This window comes from Nonomuraea sp. NPDC050663 (genome assembly GCF_044456985.1).
GTDB lineage: Bacteria > Actinomycetota > Actinomycetes > Streptosporangiales > Streptosporangiaceae > Nonomuraea.
Genome location: NZ_JBITGL010000005.1, coordinates 347,003 through 373,163 on the forward strand (window position 1 = coordinate 347,003; position 26,161 = coordinate 373,163).

Below are 26,161 nucleotides of genomic sequence, written 5' to 3' on the forward strand. Positions count from 1 at the left end.
GGTGCCTTCTCCGGACTACCGCCGGGGCGTCACGTCGAAGGTCCACACCGGGAACGGCGGGATGGTCGGATCCGGATCGCCGTCGGCCACCGGTTCGAGGTCCGTCCAGGGGACGAGTCCCGGCATCTCGTCGGAGAGGAAGCCCGTGACGATGCCATCGAGATCGTCGGTGGGCTGATAGGCGCCGCCGAAGGGCAGGTCGGTCGCAGCACGGGACGCTGTCGAGCACCGCAACTGCCCGGCTTGTTCGTCGTGCCAGACGTAGAAGGTCGCCGGCCCGTCATGGTCCGCTGCCCTGATCTGACGCCGGACGGCTCGGGCGGTCTCCAGCAGCGCGGCGACCACCTGCTCGGTGCTGAGCGTGGAACACTCATCCGCTGTCGCGCTGAGCCAATGCGTGTTGTCGCGGTCGGCAGACAGCGACACTGGTTCGTGCGCGATCGCCTGGATGGTCTTCAACAGCATGGGTCCAGTGTGCCGTGACGCCGCTCGGTGAGGATCAGTACGGTGGCTTCGCATGACCGACACCGAGATCACCGCAGACCTGGTGCGCGCCCTGCTGCAGGCGCAACATCCCGACCTTGCGGCGCTGCCCGTCCGTGAGGTGGCGGGCGGGTGGGGCAACCAGATGTGGCGCCTCGGCGACGAACTGGCCGTCCGTATGCAGCGCATGGACCCCACCCCGGAGCTCCAGCTCAAGGAGTGGCGGTGGCTGCCCGTGCTCGCCCCGCTCCTGCCGCTGCCCGTGCCGACGCCGGTGCGGTTCGGCGAACCGTCCGAGCGCTTCCCCAAGCACTGGACCGTGATGACGTGGGTTCACGGTGAGCCGCTCGACCGCGGCACGATCAGCCGAGGTGATCACGCGGCTGACACCCTGGCGGGGTTCCTCCGGGCGCTCCATGTGGAGGCGCCCGCCGACGCGCCGGTCGCCGGGGATCGTGGCGCCCACCCGCGGGACTGCGTGCAGGGTTTCGAGCACTTCTTCCAGGCTGTCGCACCCGCCGACATCGCCGCCGACCTCCGGGCCGTGTGGGACGACGCCGTGGCGGCCGAGGCGTGGGAGGGCAGGCCGGTGTGGGTGCACGGCGACCTCCATCCCGCGAACGTCGTCGTCGCGGACGGGACGCTTGCGGGGGTGGTCGATTTCGGCGACATGTTCGCGGGCGATCCGGCGTGGGACCTCGCCGCGGCCTGGGTGCTGCTGCCGGAGGGGGCGGCGTCGCGGTTCTTCGACCGGTACGGGGTGGCGGATGAGGGGGCTGTTCAACGTGCTCGGGGGCTGGCCGCTTTGAAGGGCCTCTTCTTGATGCTCATGGGGCAGAACGGGGAGCGGGGGCTGCCTGGAGGGAAGCCGCACTGGGGGCCGGTGGGGCGGGCGGGGCTTGAGCGGGTTCTGAAGGGTGTGTGATGCGCGCCGCTCGCGCCGAAGGTGCCGCTGGGAGGACCGAGCTGTTCTGGAGGGCCGTCGGTGTGCTCCGAAGTGGGAAGATGGGGGAATGGCGGTTGAATTGGCGGTTCTGGGTGGGCCGGCGGCATGAGTCCGCGCAAGGCACGTCGCCGTGGCGACGACCAGCGGCCGCTGAGCTTCCTGTCCGGCGGGGAGAAGGTCGAGGAGTGGCCCGACGGCGACTGGCGGGTGCGGCCGTTGTCCGGGGCGTCGTCGGGCAAGCAGTACCGCTGTCCCGGATGTGATCAGGAGATCCTCGCGGGTAAGCCGCATCTGGTGACCTGGCCCGACTGGACGGGCGGTGACGAGGAGCGGCGCCACTGGCACACGAACTGCTGGCGTAAGCGGCTCGATCGGGGTCCTGGGCGCAGCCGGTACTGAGGTCACGGGCGTGTGGCCGGGGCCGTACTGTGCTGGCGGGACGGAACGGTGACGGAAGGATGGGCATGGAGATTCGTGCGGCCACGGAGTTGCCGGCGCGGCGCGAGGACATCGAGTTGCACACCGCCGACGATCTGACGCTTGTCGGCGAGCTGGCCGTGCCGGAGGGCAGGGCGCCGGTGGCGACGCTGGTGACCTTGCATCCGCTCCCGACGCACGGCGGGTTCATGGACAGCCACATCTACAAGAAGGCCGCCAACCGGCTGCCGGCGCTGGCGGATCTGGCGGTGCTGCGCTTCAACACCCGGGGCACCTCGTCCGATCGCGGCATTTCGGAGGGGGCGTTCGACGGCGGGGAGGGTGAGCGGTTCGACGTTGCGGCGGCGCTGGAGTACGCCGAGTTCCACGATCTGCCGCGGGTGTGGGTGGTGGGCTGGTCGTTCGGCACCGAGCTGACGCTGAAGTGGGCGCACGATCCGCTGGTGGAGGGGGCGATCCTGTTGTCGCCGCCGCTGCACAGGGCCACCGACGAGGATCTTGACAGGTGGGCGGAGTTCGGCAGGCCGCTGACGGTGCTGGTGCCGGAGTTCGACGACTATCTGCGGCCGGAGGAGGCGCGGGCCCGGTTCTCGCGGGTGCCGCAGGCCGAGGTGATCGGGGTCGACGGGGCCAAGCATCTGTGGGTCGGCGAGCCGTACGTCAGGATCGTGCTGGACGAGATCGTGAAAAGGGTGAACCCCGCGGCCTTCCCTCTGCCCACGGAGTGGTCACTAGAATAACGTTCTATGCAGGCTTTCGATCTTTCCGGCAAGACGGCGCTCGTCACGGGGGCGTCGCGGGGCATCGGCAGGGCCATCGCGGTGGCCTACGCGCAGGCGGGCGCCGACGTGGCGCTGGTCTCCAGGTCCGCGGAGTCGCTGGACGCGGTGGCCAAGGAGGTCCGGCAGTACGGCAGGCGGGCCGTGGTGATCCCCGCCGACCTGAGCGATCGTGACGCCGCGACGCGTGCCGTACACCAGAGCATCGCCGACCTCGGCCATCTCGACGTCGTCGTCAACAACGCGGGCGGCTCGAACTTCATGGTCGAGTTCAAGGACCTGCGCCTGTCGGGCTGGGACAAGCTGATGCGCCTCAACCTCGACTCGGCGATGGCGGTCTGTCACGCGGTGGCGCCGCACCTGCTGGGCCGCTGGTCCGGGTCGGTGATCAACGTGGCGTCGGTGGGCGGGCTGGGCGCCGCTCCGTTCCTGGCCCCGTACGGCGCGGCGAAGGCGGCCCTGGTGTCGCTGACCAAGTCGCTGGCGGTGGAGTGGGGCTCGATGGGGGTGCGCGTCAACGCGCTGTGCCCTGGCTGGGTGGCCACCGATCTCAACAGGAACCTCTGGGAGGACGAGGAGACCAGCAAGCGCACCGTCGGCAACGTGCCGCTGCGGCGCTGGGGCACCGCGGAGGAGATGGCGCACCCGGCGGTCTTCCTGGCGAGTGACGCGTCCGCGTACATGACGGGTCAGGTCCTGGTCGTGGACGGCGGTTTGACGGTCGGCTGATAACCGATATTTCGGTGGATGACCAAAGGGCGTCCGGTCAGCAACCGGGCTACCGTGTGATCCGTGCAGCTTCACACGAGATCAGCCGGGAGCGGCCTCCCTGTCGTCCTGCTCCATGCCTTCCCGCTCTCGTCGGCCATGTGGCTGGCCCAACGGGAGGGTCTGGCGGCGACCTGCCGTGTGATCACTCCCGATCTGCGGGGGTTCGGCGGATCGCGGCTGCCGGAGGAGGAGCCGTCGCTCGACCTGATGGCCGACGACGTCGCGGAGCTGCTCGACCGTGAGGGGATCGAGCGGGCGGTGATCGGCGGCCAGTCGATGGGCGGCTACGTCACGATGGCCTTCTGCCGCCGCCACCCCGACCGGGTGCTGGGGGTCGTCCTGGCCGACACCAAGGCGAGCGCCGACCAGGAGGCCGCGCGCGACAACCGCGAGCGGATCGCGCGGGCCGTGCTCGACAGCGGGCCCGAGGTGCTGATCCAGGAGGTGCTGCCCGCGCTCACCGGCACCACCACCAAGCAGCGGCGGGCCATGGTGCACGGCAGGGTGCGGGAGCTCGTGCGCTCGGCCCCGCCCGGCGCGGTCGCGTGGGCGCAACGCGCGATGGCGGCGCGGCCCGACAGCTTCGACACGCTCGCGGCGCTGAAGGTGCCGGTGCTGGTCATCGTGGGGGAGGAGGACGAGCTGTCGCCGGTGGCCGACGCCGAGGCCATGGCGCGTGCCGTACCCGAGGGTTCCTCGCTGACGGTGATCGAGAAGGCGGGACACCTGAGCGCGGTCGAGCAGCCGGAGGCGTTCAACGCGGCGGTCGCCCGGTTCGTCAGGGAGCTGGCCTCCCACCCGTGACCTACTGGCCCGCCTGCCGGGGGTGGACCAGCTCGCGGATGATCAGGGCGATGGCGGCGGCCACCGGGATGGCCAGCAACGCGCCGACGATCCCGAGCAGCGCGCCGCCGATGAGCGCCGCGATCACGGTGACCGCCGGGGTGACGTTCACCGAGCGCGTCATGACGCGCGGGTAGATCAGGTAGTTCTCGACCTGCTGGTAGACCACGAAGAAGACCAGGCAGGCCAGGCCCAGCGGCAGCGACTGCAGCAGCGCCACGAGGGTGACGACCGCCGCGCCGATCGTGGCGCCGACCAGGGGGATGAGGTCGAGCACCGCGATCACCAGGGCGAGGGCGAGCGCGTACTTGACCCCGGCGAAGTGCAGGAAGATCCAGCTGACGACGCCCGCGATCACGGAGATGAGGATGTTGCCCGCGACGTAGCCGCCGATGCCGCTGAGGATCTGGTCGGTGATCGACTCCGTGCGGTAGCGCCGGGAGGCGGGCACCAGCTTGAGCAGATACTGCTTGGTGGTGTGCAGGGAGCCGAGGAAGTAGAGCATCAGCACGAGCAGGGTGAGGCCGTTGAAGACGCCCCCGAGCACCTCGACGCCCGCGTTGAGGATGCCGCCCGCGAGCGTGGGGCCGAGCTGCGAGGCGACGAAGGAGATCGCCTGCTGGATGATCCCGTACTCCGCGTCGAGTTGCTGGACCGTCGGGTTCTGCTGCAACTCGGTCAGGTAGCCGGGCAGCGCCTGGATGAAGGCGGTCAGCTCGCGGCTCACCGGCGGCACGATGGCCAGGCCGAACAGGGCGAACAGCACGATCACCGAGGCGAAGACGATCGAGATGGCCCAGCGCCTGGCCAGCCCCCTGCGCTGCAACGCCTCCACGGCCGGGTTGAGGCCGATGGCCAGGAACATCGCCACCACGATGAGGATGATCACGCTGAGGGAGTGGATGACCATCTGGCCGATCGCGATCGCGGTCAGCACGCCGAGGCCGCCGATGAGGCCGAACAGGAAGGGTCCCCTGGTCAGCGGCTTGCCGGGCAGGCCGTAGACGTGGGTGTCCGAGGGGGTGGGCTCCTCCGTGACGGCGTGCGCGGGCTCGTCTTGCTGGGACACGGCAGCTCCAAGTGGGGGATAAATCCGGCTTTAGCCGTACGAAATGCGAAAGGAGAGCCTAGCGAAAGGCCAGGCTCTCCTTGGGCGGGTTCGCTGCTACAGGCGTTGCCAGAGCGCCGGAACGTTGGACGGCTCCCAGCCGGCCAGCGCGGTGTGCGGCTGGCGGCACTGGTAGTTGACGCCCTGGTAGGTCACCCGGTCACCGGCGACGTACGCGGTGCCCGCCCGCCAGGCGGGGTACGTGCCCGTCGGGGTGACGGTCGGGCTGGACGTCACGGTGGGGGTGATCGTCGGGCTGGACGTGACCGTGGGGGTGACGGTCGGGCTGGACGTCACGGTCGGGGTCACGGTCGGGGTCACGGTCGGGCTGCTGGTGGGACCGCTGCAGAGCCCGACCTCGCGCCACACGTCGTTGGTGCCCGGCTCGTTGTTCTGCGTCCACCACCTGGCCTCCCACACCTTGCCCTTGTGCGAGACCCGCTGACCACCGGTGTAGATCTTGCCCGACTCCCACGGCGGTTCCGTGCACGTGCCACCCGTCGGCGTGACGGTGGGCGAGGACGTGGGCGAGGACGTGGGTGAGGACGTGGGCGTGACCACGGTGCCCCCGCGTGCCAGGTCCTGCACCAGGCCGTACGACTTGCCGCCGAAGGTGACGGTGTAGTTGTTCGGTCCGGGCGCGGGCAGGTAGTAGACGTAGTCCATGGTCACCGAGGCGCCGGGCGCGAGCGACTGCCAGGCCGGCAGCTTGACCGAGACCCGGTTGTAGTCGCCCTTGAGCCCGCCGATGTTGTTCGCGCCGGTGTGCTCCTTGCCGATCACGGTCAGCCCGAAGCCGGACTGGTCCTTGGCGTTGGGCGGCGAGGCGGCGGAGTAGTCCCACTGGAACTCCGCGCCGCCCGGCACGGTCACCGCGGACCGGTTGGTGATCTTCAGCTTGGCGCTGATCGGGTAGTTGCTGTCGCCGACCGGGAAGCCGCCCGCCTCGATCGTGATGTCGAGCTTCTCGGAGGGGATGGCCACCTTGGCGCGGGTCGCGGTGTACGGCGAGGCGGTCTTGAGCGTGTCGTGGGCCAGCGTGGTCAGGGTGTCACCCATGAAGTACTCGGAGCCGGTCCACTTGTAGTCGCCCGCGAGCTCCCAGATCATCATGCCGCCGAGCCCGGTGTCGCGGACGTACTCCGCCTTGGCCTTGATCGACTGCTCGTCCTCGGTCGACAGGAACACCTTCTTGCTGGAGTTCCACAACCAGGGCGCGACCAGCGTCGAGTCGTAGTGGCGGGTGTAGGTGCCGGAGATCCGGTCGTTCGGGTCGCCCGCCGGGTCCAGGCCGTACTGCCCGATGTAGGAGCCCTGGATGCCGCGCTCCAGGTTCTTGGCGTGCCACATCGGGTTGCCGCCGCCGGGCGTCTCGGCCGCGCCGTCCAGGTCGTGCCAGACGTTGTCGATGCCGATCGCGCCGTCGCCGCAGGTCGTCAGCCCGGTGGGGCAGCCGGAGCTCTTGGGCGCCGTGCCCCACAGGCCGTTGGTGCCGCCGTTGACGTTCTTCCAGCCGCGCGTGTAGTACGGCACGCCGATGTTGATCCTGCCCGGAGGCATGGCGCCGCGGAAGTAGTGGTAGGCCCAGTCGGTGTTCAGGTACCCGATGCCGCCGTACTGCGAGGTCGTGTAGACGCCCCACTTGGCCAGCTCGGCGTCCTTGCCGTCGTCGTACAGGGCGGCGTTCGGCCCGACGAACTCGTTCCACGCGCCGTGCAGGTCGTAGGACATGATGTTGACGTAGTCGAGGTACTGCGTGACCTGGAAGGTCTCCATGCCGCGCAGCAGGTATCCGCTGGCCGGGGCGGCGATGGTGAGCAGGTAGTACTTCCCGTCCTGCGCCGAGGCGCGGTCCAGGCGCTCGCGCAGCGACTTCATCAGCTTGACGTAGTTGCCCATGAGCGTGGCGCGCCGGGCGTTGGCGATCTGGAAGTCGAGCGGGTTGCCCGCGTCCTTCATGCTCGTGGGGTACTCGTAGTCGATGTCCACGCCGTTGAAGCCGTACTTGCGGATGAACGACACGGCCGAGTCGGCGAAGGTGTCGATCGCCGCCTGGCTGTCGGTCATCGTGTAGAAGCCGCCCGACGCCTGCCGGTTGCCCGCGTCGTCGAAGTATCCGCCGCTCTCGGCCCAGCCGCCCACGCTGATCAGCGTCTTGGCGTGCGGGTTCTGCTTCTTGAGCGTGTTGAGCAGGTTGAAGTGCCCCTTGTACGGCAGGGCGGGGTCCTGGCCGGGGAAGGTCATCCCGGTCGCCGGGTTCGACGCGTTGTCCGCGCCCACCGAGATCTTGTTGTCGGGTCCCACGTGGGCGAAGGCGTAGTTGATGTGGGTGATCTTCGACCACGGGATGTTGTTGGCCAGATAGGCGGGCTGGCCGTTCTGCCCGTGGCGCCAGCCGGTGAAGTAGCCGATGACCCGGCGCGGGTGGTCCGCGCCCATCTTCTCGCGGCCGTTCTCGTCGTAGACGTCGCAGTAGGGGACCGTGACGTCGGCCGTCTTGTACAGCCCGTCGGGGCGGCAGGTCTCGTGGTCGACCGCGGCGTCGACCCGTGTGGCGGCCGTGGCGGCCAGGGCCGTCGCCGCCAGGGCCAGGGCCGCGGCGCAGGCGGCAAGTCGCAGTCTCGCTAAGCGGGGGGTGGTGCTCATCATCGCCGTCCAGGGGGTGAAAAGGCGTTGTTGAGCGCGAACGTAAGGCGGCGCGGACGGCCGGGTCAATGGTTTCTTTTAGGAAAGTTTCCAAATAATTAATCTCTGGAAGCCGCAGTGACCAGCGGCGGCCCGACCGCGTCCAGGACCGAGGCGACGCACTCCTGGAGAGGCCTGGCCGTGTCCACGACCAGCGCGCCGGGCCACGGCGGAAAGGACTCGAGCCTGGCGCGCACATCGTCCCAGTCACCCGCGTCGTGCCAGCCGGGGATGCCCCTCCGCCGTCCCTCCACCCGCTGGCGGTGCAGGTGACGGTCGCCGCAGACACACACGACCGGCACGAACGCCGCCGACGCGGCATCGGCCAGGCTCTCCCAGCGAGCCCGGTCCGCGGGATTCTCGCCGGTGGTGTCCAAGACGGCCGAGCGGCCCCCGGCCAGCTCGCGGTAGGCCAGCGTGGTGAGCAACTCGTTGCCCAGCGCCATCAGGTCGTCATGGTGCCGCAGGCCGAACGGGCTCAACGCGCCCAGGAGCCAGTCGAGGGCGAACACCGGGATGCCGAGCTCCGCTCCGACGCGCTCGGCGACGGTGCTCTTCCCGCTGCCGGGAAGCCCCGCGAACACGAGCAGCACCCCGCCCGCGCCTTCCAGCCGGTCGGGGGAGAAGTCCTCCGGCAGCCGGGGTGTCAGGTAGTCGGGCACCCAGCCCTGGGTGTGGGTCGTCGTGATGCGGTGCGGCGGCTCCGGCTCGACCTCGACGTGCGCCACCCACAGCCCGCCGTCCCTGTCACGGAAGCGGGCGCTCGCCCGGCACCCCTCGGCGTCGACGCCGACGACCCGGATGGGCGAGAAACGTCCGGCCCGTTCCCTCGTGCGCTCCAGGAAGAGCTCGTGGGGGAAGGCGAAGGCCGGCGACATCGCCTCGCCGACGTCGGGCGGTACGGCCCAGCGGCCGTCGAGGCCGGCCAGGAGCCAGCGCAGGCGGGGGAGCGCGGGTGAGGCGGCGAGCAGCTCGTCCATCAGGTCGCCGCCACCGCAGCCACGTCGACCACGACGTTCCCGCGCTTGTGGCCGGTCTCCACGTGCCGGTGCGCCTCGGCGAGCTGGTCGAAGCCGTAGCGGCGGTCGATGACGATGCGGAGCTGGCCGGCCTCCACGAGCGACTTGATGAGTTCGAGCGCCTGGTTCTTCTCCACCGACATGCCGCTCACCACCCGTCTCGTCAGCACGGACAGGAACATGTTGTGCAGCCCGGTCGTGACGGCGTAGCGGCCTCGCGGGCCCAGCGCGGCCCGGGCACGGCGGAAGGAGGTCTTGCCCAGGGTGTCGAAGACGATGTCGTAGCGCGCCCTGGTGTAGTCCCCCTTCGTGTAGTCGATCACCTCGTCCGCGCCCAGCTCCCTGACCAGGCCGACGTTGCCGGGCCCGCACACCGCCGTGACGTGCGCTCCCAGATGCTTGGCGAGCTGGACCGCGTAGGTCCCGATGCTGCCCGACGCGCCGTAGACCAGGACCCGCTGCCCTCTCCTGATGCCCGCCTTGCTCAGGAAGTGCAGCGCGGTGGAGGCCCCGTCGACCACTGCCGCCGCCTGCCCGAAGTCGACGTTCACCGGCTTGAGCTGCAGCGAGGCCTTCTGCGGCAGGCACACGTACTCGGCGTTGGCGCCGAGGCGGAAGCCGGTGAAGCCGAACACCTCGTCGCCCGGCCGGAAGCGGGTGACCTTGGCCCCCGCCGCCACGACCCGGCCGGCCACCTCGGTGCCCAGCACGCGCATGCGCCTGCGCGGCCGGCGCAGGCCGATGATGATCCGTCCCCAGAGCGGCCTGCCGCGCCGCATCGCGCACTCGGCGGAGGTGACGGTCGTGGCTGTCACCTGGATGAGCACCTCGTCCTGGGCGGGGACGGGCTTGGGCACCTCGCGGAGGCTGATGACCTCGGGCGGGCCGAACCTGGTGTAGACCGCTGCCTTCATGGGGCCAGCATGGAGGATGGCCGCTGTGGAGAAGCTGAGAACGTTCATGATCCGGACGGTCCGAAACGTTCGGTCCTGATGACGCCCGGATCGTGCCCGAGGCCCACGAGCAGATCGGCGGCCGCCTCGACGAAGTCGGTGGGCCCGCACACGAAGCAGGCGGCGCCGGGAGGGTCGAGGTCGGCGGCAGTCAGGCGGCCGGGCGGGCGCGGGTGGCCGCCGGGCGCCTCCCGGGTGTAGAGCAGGCTGACCCGCACCCCGGGGTCGGGGCGCAGCAGCTCGGAGGCGTAGTGGAGCCGGTCCGGCGAACGCAGCGAGTGGACCAGGTGGAAGGGGGTGTCCACCCCGGCCTCCCGGCGGGCGCGGATCATGGCCATCATCGGCACGATCCCCGCGCCGCCGGAGACCAGCAACACCGGGGCAGCGGCGGGCCGCCAGACGAACCAGCCGCCGATCGGGCCGCGGATCTCCACCTGGTCGCCCACCCTCAGCTGGTCGGTGAGGTAGGGGGAGACCTCGCCGTCGTCGATGCGCTCCACGGTCAGCTCCACGCCCACGGCGCCGGCCAGCGAGTAGCTGCGGCGGGCGGTGTAGCCGTCGGTGGCGGTCAGCCGTACGTCGACGTGCTGGCCTGGCAGGTGTCCTGGCCAGCCGGGCGCGTCGAAGACCAGCGTGCGGGAGCCGGGGGTCTCGTCGTGGGCCCTGGCCAGGCGGACGGGCCGCCACCTAGTCATCGGCGTAGCGCTGCTCGCGCCAGGGATCGCCGTACAGGTGGTAGCCGGCGCTCTCCCACAGGCCGGGGTGGTCCTGGTGCAGCAGGCGGATGCCGCGCACCCACTTGGCCGACTTCCAGAAGTACAGGTGCGGGACCAGCAGCCGGGCGGGGCCGCCGTGCGAGGGCGCCAGCTCGTCGCCGTCGTAGCCGTAGGCGATCCAGGCCTTGCCGTCCAGCAAATCCTCCAGCGGGAGGTTGGTGGTGTAGCCGCCGTAGGAGTAGACCAGCGCGTACTCCGCGGCCGTCTCCACCTGCTCGAAGAGCACGTCGAGCGAGACGCCGCGCCAGCGGGTGTCGAGCTTGGACCAGCTGGTCACGCAGTGGATGTCGACGGTCGGCGTCTCGGACGGCAGGGCCATCAGCTCGTCCCAGCTCCACCGGTGCACCTGCTCGGTCTCGGTGTCGATGGCGAACTCCCACCGGTCCAGCGGGATCCGCGGCGTCGGCCCGGCCGACAGGACCGGGAAGCCCTGGGTGAGGTACTGCCCGGGCGGCAGCCGGTCGTCGCGGTGGTGCTTGCCGCGGAACCCGCGGGAGAAGATCGTCACGACGGATCCTGCTGGGCGCGGGCGAACCACTGCTGGACCTGCGCGTCGCGGCAGACGGCGGTCAGGAGGTCGGCGGTCACCGGATCGCGGCCGACGGTGGGGTTCTCCAGCCAGGCGACCGCCACGGCGGCGACCCGGCCCAGGCCGGCGTCCATGGCGGCCAGGGCCTGGTCGGTGGTGAGCGGGCCGAAGGGCAACGATTCGAGGGTCGCGCGTTCGCTCAGGGTCTCGCTGCCGGCGTCCGGCCAGCCGCCGAGGGTGGTGATGCGCTCGGCCAGCGTGTCGGCGTGGGAACCGAGCGCCTGCGCGAGCCCGTCCAGCCAGTGGTGCACGGGCAGGAACGTGGCGCCGCGCACGTTCCAGTGCGCCTGCCTGGCCTGCGACGCCAGCTCGGCGACGTCGACGAGGACGTCCTGCAGGGCCGCGGTCGCCAGGTGGGCGGGCTGGGTGGAGGTCATGCTCTTCGCGTCCTTTCGTGAATGGATCCGGCCTCCGCGGCGCGTGCCGCGGAGGCCGGCCCCCGGTGTCAGGAGTGGTCCAGGGCCCAGGTGAGGGCGTGGTCGGCGATCTCCTCCCAGCCCTTCTCCGCGGGCATGAGGTGGGAACGGCCGGCGAACTCGATCACCTCGGTGATGGTGTGCTCCGACTTGTAGTGCGCGGCGTTCGAGCGCTGGATCTTGGGCGGCATGAGGTTGTCGTGCTCACCCGAGATGAACAGCAGCGGCTTGCGGGCGTCGTTGCGGTAGTTCACCCAGTTGTCGTCCTTGCCCGGGTGGATGTTGGCCAGCGCGCTGCCCCAGAAGACGTTCCCGGAGGCGGGGACGTGGTAGCGCTCGTAGGTGGCGCGGGCCTCGTCCTCGGGGAAGGTGTTGGTGAAGGCGTAGCGCCAGTGGTCGTAGTCGAGACCGACCGCACGGTGCCGGTTGGCGGGGTTCTTCAGCACCGGGAAGGTGGCCTTGATCTGCGAGAGCGGGATGATCTTGACGCCCTCGGTGGGCGCGGAGTTGATCGCCACGCCCGCCGCGCCGTACCCGTGGTCGAGCAGGATCTGCGTGAAGACGCCGCCCGCCGAGTGGCCCATCAGGATCGGCGGCTTGTCCAGGCCGCCGACGAGCTTCTCCAGCGAGCCGATGATCTCCGGGACGCTGAGCCGCTCGATCGGCGTCGGGTCGGCGTTGAGCGCCTCGACCTCGACCTCGAAGCCGGGGTAGGCGGGGGCCAGGACCCTGAAGCCCTTGCGCTCGTAGTGGGCGACCCAGTTCTCCCAGCTGCGCGGGGTGACCCAGAAGCCGTGGATCAGGACGATCGTGTCGGGTTTCATCGCGGTGCTCCTAGCGGGTTGAGGCGTAGGCGGCGAGGATGACGCCTGCCGCCGCGGCGGGGTGGGAGATCATGACGACGTGCGAGGAGTTGATCTCGGTGATCCTGCTGCCGGCGCGCTTGGCCATGAACCGCTGCGCGGCCGGCGGGATGACCTTGTCCTGGGCCGGGATGAGGTACCAGGACGGGATGGTCTTCCAGGCGGGGGCGCCGCTGGCGCCGGACAGCCCGTCGACGCTGCCGGGTCGCTGGGTGGCGGCCATCAGCCGGGTGGTGTGCTCGGGCAGGTCGGCGGCGAACACCGCACGGAACTGGGCGGGGTCGATGTAGCCGTCGGTCCCGGGCTTGGTGCTGCCGGGAATCGGGTACTGGCGCGCGATGAGGGCGTGGCCCAGCTCGCTGCCGGGGAACTGCTCGGCCAGCTGCAGGGCGCTCTCGCCCTCGTCCGGCGCGAAGGCGCCGAGGTAGACCAGCGCCTTGACGTTGTCGTGGCCGCGGGCGGCGTTGGTGATGACGACGCCGCCGTAGGAGTGGGCCGCCAGGATGACCGGCCCCGGGATGGTGTCGATGACGCTGGAGACGTAGGCCGCGTCGGCCGTGGTGTCGCGCAGCGGGTTGGCCGGGGCGATGACCGGGAAGCCCGCCCGCTGCAGCAGGGCGATGAGCCCGTTGAAGCCGGAGGCGTCGGCGAAGGCGCCGTGCACCAGGACGACGGTGGGTTTGGCGGTGGTGGTCGTGTTCGCCTGCGCGGAGGCGGCCCCCGTGATGGCGAGCAGGGCGATGGTGAGGACGGCGAGCAACCGCTTGAGCATGATCGGAAGGCCTTTCAGGAGGCGAGGAAGGCGAGCAGGTCGTTGTTGAACTCGCGCTCGAAAGCGCCGGCCAGGCCGTGCGGTGCGCCCGGGTAGACCTTGAGCGTGGCGTCCTTGACCAGCTCGGCGGCCTTGGGCGCGGAGGCGACGAAGGGCACGATCTGGTCGTCGTCGCCGTGGGCGATCAGGGTCGGGATGTCGAAGCTCTTGAGGTCCTCGACGAAGTCGGTCTCGGAGAAGGCCCTGATGCAGTCGAGCGCCCCCTTGACGCCGACCTGCATGCTCCACAGCCAGAAGGCGTCGATGACGCCCTGCGACACCTCGGCGCCCGGCCGGTTGTAGCCGTAGAAGGGGACGGCCAGGTCCTTGTAGAACTGCGAACGGTCGTTGCTCACCCCGGCCCTGATGCCGTCGAACACCTCGATGGGCAGGCCCTGCGGGTTCTCGTCGGTCTTGAGCATCAGCGGCGGCACGGCGCCCAGCAGGACCGCCTTCGACACGCGCGAGGTGCCGTGCCGTCCGATGTAGCGGGTGACCTCGCCGCCACCGGTGGAGTGGCCGACCAGCACGGCGTCACGCAGGTCCAGGGTCTCGATCAGCTGGGCCAGGTCGTCGGCGTAGGTGTCCATGGCGTTGCCGTCCCACGGCTGGCTGGAGCGGCCGTGGCCGCGCCGGTCGTGGGCGATGGCGCGGTAGCCGTTCGAGGCGACCAGGTGCATCTGGTTGTCCCAGGCGTCGGCGTTGAGCGGCCACCCGTGGCTGAAGACGACCGGACGGCCCGAGCCCCAGTCCTTGTAGAAGATCTCGGTCCCGTCAGAGGTGGTCACGTAAGGCATGTCAGGTTCCTTCAGTCGGTGTCGATGGCACGACGCTAGGTCGGCGGTGGTGGGGTCGAAATCGGTCAGATGACTGCATGTGAGCCGACGGGCTCGTGACTTAAGCGGTCATCCAGATCCTTGGCGCGGGTCTCGGGGGCGAGCAGGACCGCGATGACGATGACGGCCGAGCAGCCCATGAGCAGCAGGGCGATGGGCCACGACGCGCCGCCCGCTCCCGCGACCAGGGTGGCCGCCACGAGGGGTGCGGGGCCGCTGGTCAGCGCGGCCGTCCACTCGCGGGAGACGGCGATGCCGCTGTAGCGGTACCGGGTGCCGAACAGCTCGGTCAGCATCGAGCCCAGCACGGCGAACATCGCCGTGACGCAGACGCCGTATCCCACCGTGAGCGCGAGGACGACCAGCACGGGCCGGCCGGTGTCGATCAGCCAGAACATCGGGAAGGCGAACGCGGACAGCGCGAGCGCGGCGCCGAGGAAGACGGGCCGGCGGCCGACGCGGTCGGCCAGCAGCCCGAACAGCGGCATGAGCACGATTCCCACGACGGAGGAGACGATGTTCGCGGTCAGGCCCACCGTGGCGGGCAGGCCGAGCGTCTTGGTGACGTACGACAGCACGAAGACGTTGAGGATGTAGCCGATCGCCCCGTAGGGGGCGTTGAGGGCGACGGCGATCAGCAGGTGACGCGGCTGCCGCCTGAGGACCTCCAGCACCGGGAAGCGGCTGACCCCTCGCGCCCGCTCGCGCTCGAAGAGCTCCGATTCGGGCACCCGGATCCTGAAGAACAGCCCGACGGCCACGCCCACCAGGCTGAGCAGGAACGGCACCCGCCAGCCCCACGCCTCGAACGACGGCAGCGGAGCGAACACGGTGAAGACCAGGGTGGCGACCAGGATGCCGATCTGCACGCCCGTGCCGGGAAGCGAGGCCCACAGGCCGCGCCGCCGCGGGTCGCTGGTCTCGGCGACCATGACGAGGGCGCCGGCGAACTCGGCTCCGGCGCCGAATCCCTGGAGCAGCCGGAGCAGCACGAGCAGGATGGGCGCCGCCAGCCCTACCTGGTCATAGGTGGGCAGCAGGCCGATGCAGGTCGTGGAGAGCCCCATCAGCAGCAGCGTCAGGACCAGGGCGGGCTTGCGCCCGAGCCGGTCGCCGACGTGCCCGAACACGACTCCGCCGATGGGCCGGGCCAGGAAGCCGACCGCGAAGGCGGTGAAGGAGCCGAGGGTGCCCGCCAGGGGAGCGTCGGCGGGGAAGAACTGGCCGTTGAAGACGATCGCCGCGGCCAGCCCGAAGAGCGCCAGGTCGTAGAACTCGACCGCGGTGCCGATGACGGCGGCTTTGGTCACGGATGTGTTGGTCATGACGGCCTCCTTGAGACGTCGGCTTTGAGGCGTGCGGAATCGGCGGACGGCGCGTCATGCACGAGTCGTCCGGGGGGAGGGGAGGGTCAGACGGCCGCCTGGCGGATGAGGTCGGCCACCGCGGCGGGCTGGGAGATGTGGACGGCGTGGCTGCCGATGACCTCGACGACGGTGGAGCCGGCGCGTTCGGCCATCATGCGCTGGGTCGGCGGCGGGATCATCCGGTCCTGGGTCGCGAGCAGGTACCAGCTGGGCCGGTGCCGCCACGCCGGCTCGGCGACCGGACCGCGCAGGGCGTCCACGCCCCACGGGACCTGCGAGTCGGCCATGAACGCGGCCAGCCGGTCGGGCAGGTCGGCGGCGAACCAGCCGGCGAACTTCTCGCGGTCGAGCAGATGTGCTCCCTCCACCGGAGGGAGCACCGGCGGCGGGGTGGGCAGGAGCGTGCCGACGGACTCGCCCCGATCAGGGGCGAACGCGGCGACGTACACGAGCGAGGCGACGTTGGGATGGGTGCCGATGGCGCTGATGACGGCCCCGCCGTACGAGTGCCCGACCAGGACGGCGGGGCCGTCGAGGCCGTCCAGGACCCGGCGGGTCGTGGCGGCGTCGCCCTGGAGCGACCTCGCCCGGTTCTGGACGACGTGGACGCGCAGCCCGTGCCAGGTCAGCTCCTCGTGGACACCCCGCCAGCCGGATCCGTCCACGAAGGCACCGTGCACGAGCACGATGTCCTTGATCGTGGTCATGGTCGCTCCCGAGCTGGGAGGACAGGCCCTGTGCCTGTCCCGGTGCAACCCATCAAAGTGGCCAGGGCTCCGCGGGACCACGCAGAACAGCATGCAGAAGTGGCGCGGAACCGTCAGGACGCCAGGTCGCGGCAGCGGCTGCTCGCGTCGGTGTCGCCGATGGCCTCGTAGATCTCGGCCGCCCGCGCGTAGGCCTGGCGGCTCTCGCCGCTCCGGCCCTCCTCCGCCAGCAGGGCCGCCAGCGTCTCCAGGGCGCCGGCCTGGATGGCGGGCACCTGGACCTCCTTGAACAGGGCGATCGCCTCGGTGAGCTTGCCGATCGCCTCGGTCCTGCGGCCGAGAAGGCCCAGGCACTCCCCGATGCGGGTGAGCACGATCGGCCGGCTGAAGGCGGCGTTGCTCGGCGACACCCCCGACACTTCGTCGTTCAGCAGGTCCCACAGCTTGAAGTAGTGCTCCAGAGCCTGAGGGTAACGGCCGGTGTCCCGGAAACAGGTGCCCAGGGAGCCGAGGCTGTGGCTGTAGGCGTCCATGTCGCCGTCGGCCCTGAACATCTCCGCGGCCTTGCTCTGCGCCTCGATGGCCTCGTCGAGCCGTCCCAGCCTGCGCAGCGCGCCCGCCGCGTAATGGTGGGAGGAGGCGATCTCCTCGGTGCTGCCCGCGCGTACGGCCAGCACCATCGCATCCGCGGTGTGGCGCAGGGCGGCCTCCAGGTCGCCGTCGGACATGAGGTGCACTCCGGCCTGCGCGTTGAGCTGCGCGGCCTGATGGGTCAGATCGCCCAGGGCGGCGGCCGACTGGGCGCCGAGGACGAACACGTCGTGCCAGTGCACGGCGTGCATCCACCGGTTGGAGAAGTGGATCAGCGTCATGGCGAAGTCGACGACGGTGGCGTGCCTGCCGAGAACCGCGGCCTGGCGCAGGGCGCCCAGCCAGTTGTCAGCGTTCACACGCAGCCAGAGGTCGGCCTCCTGGGTGGAGGAGAGGCCGGGCAGATCGTTCTCCGGGCGCCCGGGCCCGAACCACTGTCCGGCGGTGACGGCCATCTTCAGCAGCCACGACGTCACCGCGTCGACGACCGCGTCACGATCGGCCGCGGAGTCCTCCTCCCTGAGCCGCTCGCGGGCGAACAGCAGGACCAGGTCGTGGAAGCGGTAGCGCCCCGACGCGCCATCCTGCAGCAGGCCCAGGTCGACCAGCTCGTCGAGGGCGTCCCACGCCCCGGCGATCGACGTGCCGCCTGCCACGGAGGACAGGGCCGCGTCGAAATCGCGGCCAGGGACCAGGGCCAGGCGGCGGAAGACCCGCCGCGTCGCCTCCGCGAGCTGGTCGTAGGAGAGCCCGAACGCCGTGGCGATCTTCAGGTCGCCCGCGCTGAGCTGGTCCAGGCGGCGTTCCTCGTCCGTCAGCCGGGCGGCGAAGTCGGCGGCGTTCCAGCCCGGACGGCTGGCCAGCCGGTTGCCGGCGATCCGCAGCGCGAGCGGCAGCCCTCCGCACAGCTGCGCCAGCTCCCAGAGTGCGGGATCGGCGTCAGGGGTGCCGCGGTCCTTCAGGATCCCGGTCAGCAACTGCGTGGCCTCCATCGGCGGCAGCGGCCCGAGGCCGAGCCTGCGCACGCCTTCCAGCCCGGCCAGCAGGCGGCGGCTGGTCACCAGGGCCCTGGCCGCGCCGCCGCCCGGCAGCAGCGGCCTGACCTGTTCCTCGGAGCCGGCGTTGTCGAGCACGACCAGGACGCGCCGCTCGCGCAGGAGCGAGCGATACAGGGACGCCCGCTCGGCGACGTCGGAGGGGATCTGCTGATCTGCCAGGCCCAGCGCACGCAGCAGCATGCCCAGCGCCTCGTCGGACGGCAGCGGCTCGGCAGACATGCCGAACAGGTCGAGGAAGAACACCCCGTCGGGGAAGTCCTGCCGCAGCGTGTGGGCGGCGCGGACCGCCAGGGTGGACTTGCCCAGCCCGGCGGATCCGGTGACGAGTCCCGGCCCCGCGTCTGCCGCCCGCACCAGCTCCGCGGCCCAGGCCAGCTCGGCGGATCGGCCCGTGAAGTCGTCGACGGACCTGGGCAGCTCGCACAGCCCGGTCGGCCTGGCCCAGTGGTCGCGCAGGCGCCCCTCGCGCGCCAGCTCCATCAGCTGCTCGCGTTCGGTCCCCGCCAGGCGCAGGGCGTCGGCCAGCGCGGTGACGGTCCGGTGCTGCGGGCCCTTGCTGCGCCCGCGCTCCATGTCGGACAGCGTGCGGGCGCTGACTCCCGATGCCTCCGCGAGTTGTTCCAGCGTCAGGCGCGCCGCGCGCCGGTGGCGTCGCAGCACCTCCGCGAAGCTGAGTGGAGTGGCGATGGGGGGCTCCCTCTGCGCGATCCGGTGAGATCACGCACAGCTTACGGCCGGCCCCGCCGCCGGTCACGTGGCGGGTGGCCTCAGGACCGGCCCGCCGCGGCGGTGCCGAGGGCCCTGGCCAGGAAGTGCCCCGCCTGGTCGATCGCCTCCTGGGCGGAGTGGGTGCCGCGCAGGGCGTTGAGTGTGAGGAAGCCGTGGATGACGCCCAGGTAGCGGACCGCCGTCACCGGCACGCCCGCCCCGCGCAGCCGTACGGCATAGGCCTCGCCTTCGTCGCGCAGCACGTCGGCCTCGGCGGTGATCACCAGCGTCGGCGGGAGCCCGCTCAGCTCCCTGCGTGTGGCCCGCAGCGGCGAGGCGGTGCTCTCGGCCCGCCTGCCGTCGTCGGGGATGTACTGGTCCCAGTACCAGCGCATCCCGTCGGCCCGCAGGAAATAGCCTTCGGCGTAGTCGCGGTAGGAGCCGGTGTCGCACGAGGCGTCGGTCGCCGGGTACAGCAGGACCTGACCGGCCAGCCGCGCGCCCGCGCGCAGGGCCAGGGCCGCCGCCAGGTTCCCGCCGGCGACCGCGATGCGGGAGGCGTCCAGCGCGAGCCCGGCGCCGTGCCGCCTCACCCAGTCCAGAGCGCCCATGCACTCCTCCAGCGCGACCGGGTAGCGCGCCTCGGGAGCCAGGCTGTAGTGCACGAACGCCACCGCCGTCCTGGCCTTCAGCGCCAGCTCGCGCGCCAGCCTGCTGTCGGAATGCTCGCCGCCGAACACCCAGTCGCCGTGCACGTACAGCACCACCGGCAGGGCGTCGTCGCAGCCTTCCGGCCGGTAGATGGTCAGGCCGGCGATCTCCTGGCTGACCGTGCCGGGGACCAGGATCTGCGGCTGCTGGACGTCGCGCATGGCCTGACGCCCTTCCCGCGGCGCCATGCCGTACAGGAACGGCGGGCTCGCGGTGGCGTCGGCGAAGGCCTGGGCGACAGGGTCCAGCACCGGCTTTGTCATGATGGCTCCCGGACAACAGCGGACGGCGTGCCGACACTAGGGTGAGGAAACGCCCGGGGGTATGCGTCGCATGACGTATTTCGCGGCACAATAGTCGATTTGTGGGAGAGAAGCGGGAGAGCGCAGATGGCCCTGTTCGGGCGTGAGCGCGAGACCGCCCAGGTCGAGAGCCTGGTGACGCGGATCCCCGAACAGGGCGACGCGCTGGTGGTCAGGGGCGAGGCGGGGATCGGCAAGTCGGCCCTGCTGGCGGTCGCCCTCGACTGCGCGCGGGCGCGCGGCTTCGCCACGGCCATGGCCGCGGGCGTGCAGAGCGAGACCCATCTGCCCTTCGCCGGGCTGCACCAGCTGATCCAGCCGATGCTCGAAACCGCCTCCGAGCTGCCGGTCGCCCAGCGCGACGCGCTGCTCAACGCGTTCGGCATGGGCGACGGCCAGGCGCCCCAGCCCTTCCTCGTCGCGCTGGCCGTACTGAACCTGCTCGGCGAGACCGCCTCGGCCAGGCCGCTGCTCGTCGTGGTGGAGGACCTGCAATGGCTCGACCGGCCCACCACGGAGGTCCTGGCCTTCGTCGCCCGGCGCCTGCGGTCCGAGCCGATCGGGATGATCCTGGCCGTGCGCGAAGGGTACGCCACCACCTTCGACGACATCGGCCTGCCGGAGCTGAGCCTGGGCACGCTCGATCTGTCGGCTGCGGAGAGACTGCTCGACAGCCGGCCCTCCAAGCTCTCGGCCGGCGTGCGATGGCGGGTGCTGGCCGAGGCCGCCGGCAACCCCCTCGCCCTCGTCGAGCTGCCGGTCGCCCTCGACAGGGAACCCGGCCCGCCCTCAGGGGAGTTCCTGCCGCTCACGGCCCGGCTGGAGCGCTCCTTCGCCACCCGCCTGGCCGAACTGCCGCGACGCACGAGGATGGTGCTGCTGGCCAGCGCCGCCAACGACAGCCACGACCTGCGCGAGGCCCTGACGGCCGCGGGCGCGGCCACCGGGACCCAGCTGTCGCTGGCCGACCTGGCCCCGGCGATCGACCTCGGCCTGGTGATGCTGCACGAGCGGGTCGTGCGCTTCCGTCACCCCCTCGTGCGCTCGGCCATCTACCAGAAGGCCGGGCCGCTCGACCGGCAGGTCGTCCACCTGGCTCTGGCCGACGTGCACGCCCAGGACCCCGACCGGCGGGCCTGGCACCGGGCGGCCGCGCTCGACCACCCCGACGAGAGCGTCGCCGCCGACCTGGAGCAGGTGGCGCTCCGGGCCAGGCAGCGCGGGGCGCTCACCGTGGCCGTCACCGCCCTGCGCCGCGCGGCGGAGCTCAGCGAGCACCTGCCCGACCGCGCCATGCGCCTGCTGCGCGCCGCGGAACTCGCCTTCGAGCTGGGGCGCGGCGAGCTGATCACCGAACTGCTCGCCCTGATGGACCCGACCCTGCTCGCCGGGCCGGAACGCGCCAGGCTCGCATGGCTGAACGAGATGCTGGAGGAGGGCCGCAACGAGGGGCCGCAGCGGGTGCGCAGGCTCATCGCCACCGCCGAGGAGCTGGAGAGCTCGCAGGACCAGGCCCTGGCACGCAACTTCGTCCGGGCCGCCGCGATGCGCTGCTGGTGGCGCGACCCAGGGCCTGAGCTGCGCGACCGGGTCGTCTCCCTGGCCGAACGGCTGGCCGCGCACGACGACGACCCCGAACTGCTGGTCGCGCTGGCCACCGCCGCGCCCGTGGAACGGGCGGGCGAGCTGATCGAGCGGCTGACCAGGTTGAGGGAGACCCGGTTCGACGGCGCCATGGGCAGGCTGCTGGGCGTGGCCGCCAGCACGATCGGCGCCTACGAGCTGTCGGCCGGGTTCCTGGACGACTCCATCAGCGAGTTGCGCGCCCAGGGCCGGCTCGGGGTGCTGGCGCAGTCGCTGACCTCGCAGGCGGTCAACCGCGTGCTGGGCGGCGACTGGCCCAGCGCCATGCTGGTGGCCGAGGAGTGCGAGCGGCTGACCAGGGAGACCCATCAGCCCCGCTGGCAGTCTGCCTCCCTGGCGATCCTGGCCCTGCTCACGGGGCTGCGCGGCGACGCGGAGCACGGGCTGGAGCTGGCCGCCAGGAGCGAGCGGGTGCTCGGAAGCGTCACCATCGCCTCCAACATCGCCATGATCCAGTGGGCCAGGGGCCTGATCGCCCTGTGCGCGGGCCAGCACGCCACCGCCTTCGGCCACCTGTGGCGCATCTTCGACCGCCGCGACGCCGCCCACCACCCCAACTGGGGCTCGGTCACGATCAGCGAGCTGGCCGAGGCCGCGGTGACGGCCGAGCACCACGACCTGGCCCGTACGGCCCTGGCCGAGATGGAGCTCATGGGCGCCCGGTCACCCTCGCCCTACCTGCATGTGGGCCTGCGCCATGCCAGAGCCGTGCTGGCCGACGACATCGACGAAGCCGACGCCCTGTTCGAGGCGGCCCTCGCCGCCGACCTGTCCTCGTGGCCCACCGCGCGGGCACGGCTGCTGCTCGCGCACGGCGTCTGGCTACGCCGCCAGCGCCGGATCGTCGAGGCCCGCGGCCCGCTGCGAGCCGCCCGCGACGCCTGCGACAAGCTCGGGCTGCTGGCCTGGGGCGAGAAGGCCCGCCAGGAGCTGCGCGCCACGGGCGAGGGCAGCCACCTGCGCGTGCCGAGCTCCGCCGAGCAGCTCACCCCCCAGGAGCTGCACATCGCCAAGCTGGCCGCGACGGGCCTGTCCAACCGCGAGATCGGCCAGCAGCTCTACCTGTCGCACCGCACGGTCGGCACCCACCTGCACCACGCCTTCCGCAAGCTCGGCATCACCTCACGCGGCCAGCTGCGCGACGTCCTCTAAGCCACGCCGCCCGCGGCTTCTACGTCATGCGACCGATACCCCGCGCGCGGGAGGGCTGCCTACCGTCGTGGCATGCCGTCAACTCGCCAGGAAGTCCAGCAGCAGCTGGTTCCACTGCTCGTCGTGGGTGAGCAGGGCTCCGTGCGGCGCGTCGGGAATCGTGACGAGCACGCTGCCCGCGATCGCCCGCACCAGCCGTGCCCCGCTGTCCTGCTGGGGAACGAACGCGTCACCCTCACCCTGGATGATCAGCGTGGGCACGGCGACGGCCGACAGGTCGGCGGCCGGGTCCGCCGACCTCCACGCCGCCATCGACTCCGCGGTGCCGCGGGGGGAGGCGCCGGCGGCCAGGCCGAGCAGGTACAGGCGGGTCCGCTCGTCCAGGGCGCTGTAGCCGTCGACGGCGAAGAAGCGCAGCAGCAGGTCGTCGAGCATCGGGATGCGGTGCCGCAGGGAGGCGGTCCTGAGCTCGTCGGCGAGCGGGTCCGGATACACCACCGGGCTGCCCAGGACCAGGCGGGCCACCCGCCGCGACGCCGCCGCGTAGCCGACCGCCTCCGCGCAGCCGGTGGAGAAGCCCACCAGCGTCAGCCCGGTCAGGTCGAGCGCCTCGACCAGGGCCGCCAGATCAGCCGTGAACGTGGCGTGGTCGTAGCCGTGCCACGGACGGCTGGAGTCGCCGAAGCCGCGGCGGTCGTAGCAGACCACCCGGCGCCCCGCCTCGACGAGCGGGCCGATCTGGGGCTCCCAGAACCGGCACGACAGTGGCCAGCCGTGCACCAGGACGACGGGCGGCCCGTCGCCGACGTCCTCGTAGAAGAGGCTCACGTCTGTTCCCACCTGTAGTCGCGGCACTCGCCCAGCATGCCCCGACCGGCAGTCCAGGCAATCGGTCAAATGACTGCACCCAGGAGACGCACACCACATGGACATCATCGGACGAGCCGCGGAGCTGGACGCTCTCCGGCAGACGATCGACCGCGCACCCGGCGTGCTGCCCAACCTCGTGCTGCACGGCGACCCGGGCGTGGGCAAGTCGGTGCTGCTGCGGGCCGGGATCGCCCACGCGCGGCAGCAGGGCATCAGGGTTCTGGGCGGCAGCGGCTTCGAGTCGGAGGCCCAGCTGGCCTATGCCGGGCTGTACCAGCTGTTCTCGCCGGTGATGGCCTACCTGGACCGGGTGGAGCCCTTCCACCGCGACATCCTGCGCCGCGTGCTGGGGATGCAGGAGGGTCCCGCGCCCGACCGGCTGGCGATCTCGGTGGCGTCGCTGGCTCTGCTGGCCGTGGTGGCCGAGGACGGGCCGGTCCTGATCGCCGTGGAGGACGCCCACTGGGTGGATCACCCCACGCGCGAGGTGATGATGTTCATCCTGCTCCGGCTCGAACCCTACGACCTGAGGGCCGTCTTCGCCCGCCGCCCGCTGACGGCCACGGAGCGAGTCACCCCCGGCGTGCACATGCTGGATGTCGGGCCGCTCGACGACCAGGCCGCCGGGCTCCTGCTCGACCGGCTCCACCCGGACCTGCCGCCGTCGGTGCGCGAGCGGGTGCTGGCCGAGGCGGCGGGCAACCCGCTGGCCATCACCGAGCTGCCGCAGACCTCCGTCGGCGTGGAACTGCTCCCCGGCGGCGCCCCCCTGCGGACCCGGCTGGAGACCGGGTTCGCGGGCCGGCTGCTGGAGCTGGAGCCGCGGATCAGGACGACGCTGCTGGTGGCCGCGCTCGACGGCGACCGGCTGGAGCATCGGGCGGAGCTGTCGCCGTACGAACTGCTGGAGGCCGAGCGCGCCGGCCTGGTCACCCGCGACTCCACGCCGTCCGGCCTGCGCTTCCGCCATCCGCTGGTCAGATCGGCGATCATCAGGACGGCCTCGCCCGAGGAGACCCGCGGGGCCCACGCCGTCCTGGCCGACCATCACCAGGCCGACCCCGAGCTGCGCATGTGGCACCTGGCCGCGGCCACCGTCGAGCCGGACGAGCAGGTGGCCGCCGAGATCGAGAAGGCCGCCCGCGCTGTCTCCATGCGGGGCGGCAGCGGCCTGGCCGTCAAGGCGCTCCAGCGCGCCGCCGACCTCACCCCCGACCCGTCCGCGCGTGCCGTACGGCTGGAGCACGCCGCCGAGCTGGCCGGCGAGTCCGGCCAGCTCGCCCTCGCCCAGACCCTGCTGGACCAGGCACGCCAGCACCTGGACGACCCCGCGAGGGCCCTGGCCACCAGGGCGCAGATCCTCATGCTGCGGCACGGCGACCTCGACGCCGCCCGCCGCCTGCTGCGCAGCACGCCCTCGGCGGGACCGCTGGTCAGGGTGATGGCGGCCTCCTACGTCCAGGACGCCAGGGAGTGGGCGGAGGTGTCGGACGTGGTCGCCGGCTGCGACGACGACCTCGCCCGCCTCCTGCACGACGTCTTCCTGGGCAGCAGCTCGTCCGACGTCGTGCGCACCGCGCTCGACACGCTGCCCGCCGACGCGCCGCCCGGCCGGGTGGCCGCGCTGTTCCGCGCCGCCACCTGGATGGACCTGCTGCCGGAGTACCGCGACCGCATCCGCGCCCTGACCGAGGGCGAGACCGGGCAGGGCGCGGTGACCCACGCCGCCAGCGGCTACTGGCTTGCCGCCCACGACCACTTCCTGGCCGGGCGATGGGAGGAGGCGGAGGGCGCCGCCAACGCGGGGCTCGACCTGTGCGTCCGCCACGACCTGGAGCTGCTGGCCCACGACCTGCGCTGCAGCCTGGGCTGGCTGGCCGCCGCCAGGGGCGACGCCGACAGCGCCCGCGAATACAGCAGGACCGTCGAGGAGTGGGCGGCCCCGCGCGGCAGCGGCCTGCACCTGTCGTTGTCGGCGCGCAACCTCGGGCTCGCCGCGATGGCGCACGGCGACTACGAGACGGCCTACACCCACTGGACCAGGATCAGCCCGGCAGGAGACATCCCCTCGCACGTGGCGTTCGCGCCGTGGGCGGTCTTCGAGCTGGTGGAGTCCGCGGTGCGCACCGGGCGCGCGGACGAGGCGAAGGCGCACGCCGCCGCCGCGCTCCCGCTGGCCGCCCGCGCCCCCCGGCTGCGGCTGCACGTCATGGCCGCCCAGGCCCTGGTCGCGCCGGACGAGGAGGCGGTCGCGCTGTTCAAGGCCGCGCTCGCGCTGCCCAGGACCGAACGCTGGCCCTTCGACCACGCCCGCGTGCGGCTCGCGCTCGGCGAGCTGCAACGCCGCCGGCTGCGGCCCGGCGAGGCCCGGCCGGAGCTGCGCAGGGCCGCCGACCTGTTCGCCTCCGTCGGTGCGACCGCCTGGCAGCAGCGGGCCGAGCAGGAACTGCGCGCCACCGGCGTGGCCGTGGCGCAACGTTCGCGCGGCGTGCACGGGCTGACCGCGCAGCAGCTGGAGGTGGCCCGCCTGGCGGCCTCGGGGCTGAGCAACAAGGAGATCGGGGAGCGGCTGTTCCTGTCGGCGCGCACGGTGAGCGCTCACCTGTATCGGATCTTCCCGCGGCTGGGGATCACCTCGCGGGCGGCCCTGCGTGACGCGCTGGACGGCGCGGGCGATGCAGTCAACTGACCGATTCGTCCCCGGCCGCCGGTCGCCGATGCTCGTGCCGTATCGA

23 protein-coding genes are annotated in these 26,161 nt (G+C 71.7%); 7 read left to right on the forward strand and 16 right to left on the reverse strand.

The window, feature by feature from the left end; all coding sequences use genetic code 11:
• Positions 1 to 15: 15 nt before the first annotated feature.
• Positions 16 to 465, reverse strand: a complete 450-nt coding sequence (locus tag ACIBH1_RS18580) for a hypothetical protein (protein ID WP_397314995.1) — start codon at positions 463 to 465, stop codon at positions 16 to 18.
• A 52-nt stretch (positions 466 to 517) separates the two neighbouring features.
• Between ACIBH1_RS18580 and ACIBH1_RS18585 the strand changes: the two genes are divergently transcribed.
• From ACIBH1_RS18585 to ACIBH1_RS18605, 5 genes are all read left to right on the forward strand, one after another.
• On the forward strand, positions 518 to 1,408 hold the full coding sequence (locus tag ACIBH1_RS18585; protein ID WP_397314996.1) for a phosphotransferase: 891 nt from the start codon (positions 518 to 520) through the stop codon (positions 1,406 to 1,408).
• Positions 1,409 to 1,534: 126 nt separating this feature from the next.
• On the forward strand, positions 1,535 to 1,828 hold the full coding sequence (locus ACIBH1_RS18590) for an ATP/GTP-binding protein (protein ID WP_397314997.1): 294 nt from the start codon (positions 1,535 to 1,537) through the stop codon (positions 1,826 to 1,828).
• A gap of 65 nt (positions 1,829 to 1,893) precedes the next feature.
• Positions 1,894 to 2,607 (forward strand): alpha/beta hydrolase, encoded by a 714-nt coding sequence (locus ACIBH1_RS18595; protein WP_397314998.1) that lies wholly within the window; start codon positions 1,894 to 1,896, stop codon positions 2,605 to 2,607.
• A gap of 6 nt (positions 2,608 to 2,613) precedes the next feature.
• A complete protein-coding gene (locus tag ACIBH1_RS18600; protein WP_397314999.1) occupies positions 2,614 to 3,375 on the forward strand; it encodes an SDR family NAD(P)-dependent oxidoreductase in 762 nt (253 codons plus the stop codon).
• Positions 3,376 to 3,438: 63 nt separating this feature from the next.
• Positions 3,439 to 4,221 (forward strand): alpha/beta fold hydrolase, encoded by a 783-nt coding sequence (locus tag ACIBH1_RS18605; protein WP_397315000.1) that lies wholly within the window; start codon positions 3,439 to 3,441, stop codon positions 4,219 to 4,221.
• Position 4,222: 1 nt separating this feature from the next.
• Here ACIBH1_RS18605 and ACIBH1_RS18610 read toward each other — a convergent pair whose 3' ends face one another.
• From ACIBH1_RS18610 to ACIBH1_RS18675, 14 genes are all read right to left on the reverse strand, one after another.
• Complete coding sequence (locus ACIBH1_RS18610; RefSeq protein WP_397315001.1) at positions 4,223 to 5,329, reverse strand: AI-2E family transporter; 1,107 nt, start codon at positions 5,327 to 5,329, stop codon at positions 4,223 to 4,225.
• A gap of 96 nt (positions 5,330 to 5,425) precedes the next feature.
• On the reverse strand, positions 5,426 to 8,014 hold the full coding sequence (locus ACIBH1_RS18615) for a chitinase C-terminal domain-containing protein (RefSeq protein ID WP_397315002.1): 2,589 nt from the start codon (positions 8,012 to 8,014) through the stop codon (positions 5,426 to 5,428).
• A 98-nt stretch (positions 8,015 to 8,112) separates the two neighbouring features.
• Complete coding sequence (locus ACIBH1_RS18620) at positions 8,113 to 9,033, reverse strand: AAA family ATPase (RefSeq protein WP_397315003.1); 921 nt, start codon at positions 9,031 to 9,033, stop codon at positions 8,113 to 8,115.
• Complete coding sequence (locus ACIBH1_RS18625; protein WP_397315004.1) at positions 9,033 to 9,986, reverse strand: NAD(P)-dependent alcohol dehydrogenase; 954 nt, start codon at positions 9,984 to 9,986, stop codon at positions 9,033 to 9,035. Before ACIBH1_RS18625 ends, ACIBH1_RS18620 begins: the two co-directional genes overlap by 1 nt.
• Before the next feature lie 44 nt (positions 9,987 to 10,030).
• Positions 10,031 to 10,720, reverse strand: a complete 690-nt coding sequence (locus tag ACIBH1_RS18630; RefSeq protein WP_397315006.1) for a ferredoxin reductase — start codon at positions 10,718 to 10,720, stop codon at positions 10,031 to 10,033.
• A complete protein-coding gene (locus ACIBH1_RS18635) occupies positions 10,713 to 11,309 on the reverse strand; it encodes a sulfite oxidase-like oxidoreductase (protein ID WP_397315007.1) in 597 nt (198 codons plus the stop codon). Before ACIBH1_RS18635 ends, ACIBH1_RS18630 begins: the two co-directional genes overlap by 8 nt.
• Positions 11,306 to 11,767 (reverse strand): Dps family protein, encoded by a 462-nt coding sequence (locus ACIBH1_RS18640; protein WP_397315008.1) that lies wholly within the window; start codon positions 11,765 to 11,767, stop codon positions 11,306 to 11,308. The genes ACIBH1_RS18635 and ACIBH1_RS18640 overlap by 4 nt, the downstream gene beginning before the upstream one ends.
• Before the next feature lie 68 nt (positions 11,768 to 11,835).
• The gene (locus ACIBH1_RS18645) at positions 11,836 to 12,630 is read right to left on the reverse strand and encodes an alpha/beta hydrolase (protein WP_397315009.1); all 795 of its coding nucleotides are present in this window, start codon (positions 12,628 to 12,630) and stop codon (positions 11,836 to 11,838) included.
• A gap of 10 nt (positions 12,631 to 12,640) precedes the next feature.
• Positions 12,641 to 13,441, reverse strand: a complete 801-nt coding sequence (locus tag ACIBH1_RS18650) for an alpha/beta fold hydrolase (RefSeq protein WP_397315010.1) — start codon at positions 13,439 to 13,441, stop codon at positions 12,641 to 12,643.
• Positions 13,442 to 13,455: 14 nt separating this feature from the next.
• Positions 13,456 to 14,277 (reverse strand): alpha/beta fold hydrolase, encoded by an 822-nt coding sequence (locus ACIBH1_RS18655; protein WP_397315011.1) that lies wholly within the window; start codon positions 14,275 to 14,277, stop codon positions 13,456 to 13,458.
• 65 nt (positions 14,278 to 14,342) lie between these two features.
• On the reverse strand, positions 14,343 to 15,641 hold the full coding sequence (locus tag ACIBH1_RS18660) for an MFS transporter (protein ID WP_397315012.1): 1,299 nt from the start codon (positions 15,639 to 15,641) through the stop codon (positions 14,343 to 14,345).
• Positions 15,642 to 15,727: 86 nt separating this feature from the next.
• Entirely contained in the window at positions 15,728 to 16,390 is a 663-nt protein-coding gene (locus ACIBH1_RS18665) for an alpha/beta fold hydrolase (RefSeq protein ID WP_397315013.1), read from the reverse strand.
• 113 nt (positions 16,391 to 16,503) lie between these two features.
• The gene (locus tag ACIBH1_RS18670) at positions 16,504 to 18,699 is read right to left on the reverse strand and encodes a tetratricopeptide repeat protein (RefSeq protein WP_397315014.1); all 2,196 of its coding nucleotides are present in this window, start codon (positions 18,697 to 18,699) and stop codon (positions 16,504 to 16,506) included.
• Between the two features lie 107 nt (positions 18,700 to 18,806).
• Positions 18,807 to 19,721: an alpha/beta hydrolase gene (locus tag ACIBH1_RS18675; RefSeq protein ID WP_397315015.1), complete on the reverse strand. Its 915-nt coding sequence runs from the start codon at positions 19,719 to 19,721 to the stop codon at positions 18,807 to 18,809.
• A gap of 126 nt (positions 19,722 to 19,847) precedes the next feature.
• On the opposite strand from ACIBH1_RS18675, the gene ACIBH1_RS18680 reads away from it, so the two are divergent.
• The gene (locus ACIBH1_RS18680; protein ID WP_397315016.1) at positions 19,848 to 22,556 is read left to right on the forward strand and encodes an ATP-binding protein; all 2,709 of its coding nucleotides are present in this window, start codon (positions 19,848 to 19,850) and stop codon (positions 22,554 to 22,556) included.
• A 78-nt stretch (positions 22,557 to 22,634) separates the two neighbouring features.
• Here ACIBH1_RS18680 and ACIBH1_RS18685 read toward each other — a convergent pair whose 3' ends face one another.
• The gene (locus ACIBH1_RS18685) at positions 22,635 to 23,384 is read right to left on the reverse strand and encodes an alpha/beta fold hydrolase (protein ID WP_397315018.1); all 750 of its coding nucleotides are present in this window, start codon (positions 23,382 to 23,384) and stop codon (positions 22,635 to 22,637) included.
• Positions 23,385 to 23,481: 97 nt separating this feature from the next.
• On the opposite strand from ACIBH1_RS18685, the gene ACIBH1_RS18690 reads away from it, so the two are divergent.
• Entirely contained in the window at positions 23,482 to 26,115 is a 2,634-nt protein-coding gene (locus tag ACIBH1_RS18690) for an AAA family ATPase (protein ID WP_397315019.1), read from the forward strand.
• Positions 26,116 to 26,161 lie beyond the last annotated feature (46 nt).

Coding starts and splice junctions, on each gene's coding strand:
- ACIBH1_RS18615 (WP_397315002.1), bottom strand. CDS start 8,014: ATGAGCACCACCCCCCGCTTAGCGAGACTGCGACTTGCCGCCTGCGCC.
- ACIBH1_RS18630 (WP_397315006.1), bottom strand. CDS start 10,720: ATGACTAGGTGGCGGCCCGTCCGCCTGGCCAGGGCCCACGACGAGACC.
- ACIBH1_RS18665 (WP_397315013.1), bottom strand. CDS start 16,390: ATGACCACGATCAAGGACATCGTGCTCGTGCACGGTGCCTTCGTGGAC.
- ACIBH1_RS18590 (WP_397314997.1), top strand. CDS start 1,535: ATGAGTCCGCGCAAGGCACGTCGCCGTGGCGACGACCAGCGGCCGCTG.
- ACIBH1_RS18625 (WP_397315004.1), bottom strand. CDS start 9,986: ATGAAGGCAGCGGTCTACACCAGGTTCGGCCCGCCCGAGGTCATCAGC.
- ACIBH1_RS18650 (WP_397315010.1), bottom strand. CDS start 13,441: ATGCTCAAGCGGTTGCTCGCCGTCCTCACCATCGCCCTGCTCGCCATC.
- ACIBH1_RS18660 (WP_397315012.1), bottom strand. CDS start 15,641: ATGACCAACACATCCGTGACCAAAGCCGCCGTCATCGGCACCGCGGTC.
- ACIBH1_RS18655 (WP_397315011.1), bottom strand. CDS start 14,277: ATGCCTTACGTGACCACCTCTGACGGGACCGAGATCTTCTACAAGGAC.
- ACIBH1_RS18675 (WP_397315015.1), bottom strand. CDS start 19,721: ATGACAAAGCCGGTGCTGGACCCTGTCGCCCAGGCCTTCGCCGACGCC.
- ACIBH1_RS18680 (WP_397315016.1), top strand. CDS start 19,848: ATGGCCCTGTTCGGGCGTGAGCGCGAGACCGCCCAGGTCGAGAGCCTG.
- ACIBH1_RS18600 (WP_397314999.1), top strand. CDS start 2,614: ATGCAGGCTTTCGATCTTTCCGGCAAGACGGCGCTCGTCACGGGGGCG.
- ACIBH1_RS18585 (WP_397314996.1), top strand. CDS start 518: ATGACCGACACCGAGATCACCGCAGACCTGGTGCGCGCCCTGCTGCAG.
- ACIBH1_RS18645 (WP_397315009.1), bottom strand. CDS start 12,630: ATGAAACCCGACACGATCGTCCTGATCCACGGCTTCTGGGTCACCCCG.
- ACIBH1_RS18595 (WP_397314998.1), top strand. CDS start 1,894: ATGGAGATTCGTGCGGCCACGGAGTTGCCGGCGCGGCGCGAGGACATC.
- ACIBH1_RS18640 (WP_397315008.1), bottom strand. CDS start 11,767: ATGACCTCCACCCAGCCCGCCCACCTGGCGACCGCGGCCCTGCAGGAC.
- ACIBH1_RS18620 (WP_397315003.1), bottom strand. CDS start 9,033: ATGGACGAGCTGCTCGCCGCCTCACCCGCGCTCCCCCGCCTGCGCTGG.
- ACIBH1_RS18690 (WP_397315019.1), top strand. CDS start 23,482: ATGGACATCATCGGACGAGCCGCGGAGCTGGACGCTCTCCGGCAGACG.
- ACIBH1_RS18580 (WP_397314995.1), bottom strand. CDS start 465: ATGCTGTTGAAGACCATCCAGGCGATCGCGCACGAACCAGTGTCGCTG.